The organism is Chitinophaga sp. (assembly GCF_035564935.1).
In the GTDB taxonomy this organism is placed as follows: domain Bacteria; phylum Bacteroidota; class Bacteroidia; order Chitinophagales; family Chitinophagaceae; genus Chitinophaga.
In genome coordinates this window covers 1-4,071 of the sequence record NZ_DATMTE010000460.1, presented here as the reverse complement: position 1 = coordinate 4,071, position 4,071 = coordinate 1, and the positions used below count along the sequence as shown (strand labels likewise).

The 4,071-nt window shown below is 48.8% G+C and carries 4 protein-coding genes; 1 reads left to right on the top strand and 3 read right to left on the bottom strand.

Features of this window, described 5'->3' with window-relative positions; all coding sequences use genetic code 11:
• Positions 1 to 72: 72 nt before the first annotated feature.
• Complete coding sequence (locus VN105_RS11870; protein WP_325641097.1) at positions 73 to 966, bottom strand: class I SAM-dependent methyltransferase; 894 nt, start codon at positions 964 to 966, stop codon at positions 73 to 75.
• Between the two features lie 25 nt (positions 967 to 991).
• Positions 992 to 2,539: an acyl-CoA mutase large subunit family protein gene (locus VN105_RS11865; RefSeq protein ID WP_325641095.1), complete on the bottom strand. Its 1,548-nt coding sequence runs from the start codon at positions 2,537 to 2,539 to the stop codon at positions 992 to 994.
• Positions 2,540 to 2,635: 96 nt separating this feature from the next.
• On the opposite strand from VN105_RS11865, the gene VN105_RS11860 reads away from it, so the two are divergent.
• A complete protein-coding gene (locus VN105_RS11860; protein WP_325641093.1) occupies positions 2,636 to 3,544 on the top strand; it encodes a M23 family metallopeptidase in 909 nt (302 codons plus the stop codon).
• Here the strand turns inward: VN105_RS11860 and VN105_RS11855 are convergent.
• The coding region (locus VN105_RS11855; protein WP_325641091.1) for a hypothetical protein at positions 3,545 to 4,071 on the bottom strand (527 nt) is incomplete at its 5' end. It abuts the gene before it with no gap.

The following is a 4,071-nucleotide window of genomic DNA, read 5'->3' as shown; positions in this document are numbered from 1 at the left end:
CAAATCAGGGTAATCAGTGTAATCAGTTTAATCCTGAGTCAGACAAAATCCGCATAACCCGCCGAAAGCGGGCTATATTTTACACTCGTACACAATAGAACTGCACCGGTCCACCGTTTTCAGACCTTTGCGATAGGAGCGGAAGCCGTGGAAGAAGCCCTGCAGCAGCCGGCTTTTGCCGGTTTTATATTTTTCGCTGAGCAAACTTACATAGAAGCCATCGAATACCATCGGGTGCTTCTTTGCCAGTTTGATTTGATGTTGTGATAGTAATTTTTCCATGGAGCCGGGAGAAAAATGATAAAGATGCCGGGGCACATCATAGGCGGCCCAGTATTCTTTATAGTAGTCGGCGTCGGAGGAGGTATAGTTGGGAACGGCGATGAGTAAGGAACCGCCGGGTTTCAGCAGGGTGCGGATATGATCCAGGTAGCGGTGAAGGTCGTGCACATGCTCCAGTACATGCCACATGGTGATGGCATCAAACTGTTGCGGAGCCAGTGTGTACAGTTGTTCAATGGGCAGCGCCTCCACGCCGTAGATCTCTTTGGCATTCCGACGTGCGTTTTCATCGGGCTCCAGCCCGGTAACAGTCCAGCCGCCGGTTTTCATGTAGTGGAGAAATGCGCCGGTGCCGCTGCCTATATCCAGCAGGGCGCCTGTTTTGATACCGGAAGCGTTGCGTACCCAGTTTTGTTTGGAGCGCAGCGTAATTTTCCTGACACTGTGGTATAAGCGGTTAATAAGTCCCTGCTTTGTTTCAGAATGGGAAATATATTCCTGCGACTGGTAATACCGCCCGATATGCGCGCTGTCGGGCACGTTTTGTGTAAAGCGGCCGCCGCAGCCCCCGCAATGGAAGATGCTGAATGGTTCCTTTGATACGGTGTAGTCTCTGGCAGTAATCGCTTCATGTATTTGTGACGATCCACAAAGCGGACAGGTGTTGTGATAGATTAAACTCATTTGACTATTGAATACGCTTATACAATTATTTATATTCTCCCCATACTTCTCTCAGCACGTCTGCAATTTCTCCGAGGGTACACAAGTGTTCTACTGCTGCTACTACCAGGGGCATCAGGTTTTCATCAGTGCCGGCAGCCTGCCGGATCTGCGCCAGTGCGTTTTGCACGGCAGCGTTATCACGGCGTTCCCGTAAGGATTTCAGGCGTTCAGATTGTACTGTCCGGATGCTGTCGTCGATACGGAATACCTCCGGGGTGGCCTGGTCTGCCGCTGTAAATTTATTGACACCAATGATTATTTTCTCATTATTTTCAATTTCCTGTTGATACCTGTATGCGCTCTTAGCTATTTCATCCTGGATAAAACCCTGTTCTATAGCGCTTACTGCGCCTCCCATGGCATCAATTTTATGAATCAGTTCCCAGGCTTTATTTTCTACTTCGTTGGTAAGCGCTTCTACATAGAAAGAACCAGCAAGGGGGTCTACAGTATCTGCTACACCGCTTTCATAACCCACAATCTGCTGTGTGCGGAGGGCGATGCGCGCCGCTTCTTCCGTGGGCAATGACAATGCTTCGTCGTAGCCGTTGGTGTGCAGTGATTGTGTACCGCCCATGGTGGCTGCGAGTGTTTGAATGGCTACGCGCACAATATTATTCTGTGGCTGCTGTGCGGTAAGAGTGCTGCCGCCGGTTTGCGTGTGAAACCGCAGCATTTGCGCTTTGGGATCGGTGGCGCCCAGCGATTGGGTAATATTTGCCCACATGCGCCGCGCTGCACGGAATTTGGCTACCTCTTCAAAAAGATGGTTATGTGCATTGAAAAAGAAAGACAACCGCTTGGCAAATACATTGATATCGAGGCCGGTGTCGAGCGCTGCTTTCAGATAGGCTTTCCCGTTAGCCAGCGTGAAAGCCAGCTCCTGCACGGCATTGGCGCCTGCTTCGCGGATGTGGTAACCGGAAATGGAGATGGTATTCCATTTGGGCACCTCTTTGCTGCAATAGGCAAAAATATCCGTGATAAGCCGCATGGAAGGCTTGGGCGGGTAAATAAAAGTGCCCCTGGCGGCGTATTCCTTCAGGATATCATTCTGGATGGTGCCGGAAATCTTTTTTAGATCGGCGCCCTGCCGTTTGGCCAGCGCTATGTAAAATGCCAGCAGGATAAACCCGGTGGCGTTGATGGTCATGGAGGTGGAGATCTGTTCCAGTGAAATATCTTTAAACAATATTTCCATATCTTCCAGGGAATCTATGGCTACGCCTACTTTTCCCACTTCCCCTTCAGACATCGGGTGATCTGAATCGTAGCCGATCTGCGTGGGAAGATCAAAGGCCACACTCAGGCCCATAACACCCTGGCTGAGCAGGTAGTGATACCTTTTATTCGATTCTTCGGCCGTGCTGAATCCCGCATATTGCCGCATGGTCCACAGTTTATCGCGGTACATGGTAGCATGTATGCCACGGGTGTAGGGAAAAACGCCGGGCTGTTCTTCCATCTGCACCGGTTGTGTATATACCGGTGCTATTACAATGCCTGAATCGGTTTGAATGGTTTTTTCCATGGTATCTAAAACTAGCGTTGCAATGTTACATAATTATTATGGTACTTCGCCGCTGAGAAAAATATTGATATTTTGTGTTAAAGTTGGCGGGATACTATGGTCATTTACTGTTTATTAGGCGCAACGATCGCACTGGCGTTGTATAGTTTATATCTTGTCTGGAAAGCGGGAAGCCGTCCGCTGGCGGCAACTTACAGCTATTTGTTGCTGGGACTTTCACTGGGAGGGTTCCTGTATTTATATGGCACCTGGGTATACCTGTCTATTTACGCGAAATATATTTTTGGCGGGCTGCTCATAGGGAATATGGCTGCTTATACCATGCGTAAGCATGATCATGCGGCCCGGCCTACGCCCTTATGGAAACGCCGCAGTAATGCTGTGCTTACGCTTGTTTTCGTGATGATGTCTGTGTTGTACTTCACCGGCACTACGGGTAAACCCCGGCGGGTAGCGCTGGCATTTCCTTTTAAACCGGGTAAGTACTTTGTGTTGCAGGGAGGTAAAGGATTGCCTACCAATGTTTTTCACTTTAGTTTACGCGGAGCCATTTATGCAATGGATATTGTAAAACTGAATAGTTATGGCGGACGCGCAGGAAAGATATTTTCCCGGAACCTGGAGGACTACGTGATCTTCGGTGATACTATATATGCACCATGCGACGGCCTGGTAATGAGAGCCTATAGCAATAACCCCGACAATATACCGCCTGCAATGGATCGCGGCCCGAAGAACACCAACCAGGTGTTACTGGAAACCCCCGGATACTATGTGTTCATGGCTCACCTGAAAATGGGCAGTGTGATAGTTCGTGAGGGGCAGTATGTGAAACAGGGTGAACCGCTCGGTTGCGTGGGTAATTCCGGCTTTAGTTCAGAACCTCACCTGCATATCCAGGTACATGCCAAAAAGGACGGCATCCCCTGGTACCAGGGAACGCCGCTGTATATTTCGTTTAATGGAAAAAGTTATTTGTTGAATGAAGTGATCAATGCGAAGTGATTACCGCATCAGCCTTTTTGCTTCTGCGTTGATGATCTGGGAAGTCAGTTCCGCAGGAGATTCGCCTGCCTGTAAAAATACTTCCAGTATTTGTTTGTTCAGTTCCATTGCCGGTGCATCCGGTGGGAGTTGCACGGCCACCTGGTTAATCACGGAAATGGTTTGTTCTTTTAATGTTTTCACGGCTTCCCATGTCATGGCCGATACGTAGATCTGCTGGGTAACATTATGTTCATATTCCGCTTTGATCTGTTGTACCATGGCTATCTGCATGTCCACTGCTGTTAACCCCGGCTGATAGATGCGCCCTATCAGGCTTTGCGGGGTGATACGGTCTACATAAAGCGCCATTCTCTCATATGCCTGCAGCTGTAAAGGAAGTACGGCTGCGTTTACCGGTTGTTCTTTATTGTCTGTTGTTGCGCCGGTTGTTTTATTTTTCTTAAAAAGATCTTTTATTGTTGGGTAAACAATAGCCACTGCACCTACGGCAAGCGCTATGTATAGTAGTGTATTCAAGTCAAGGC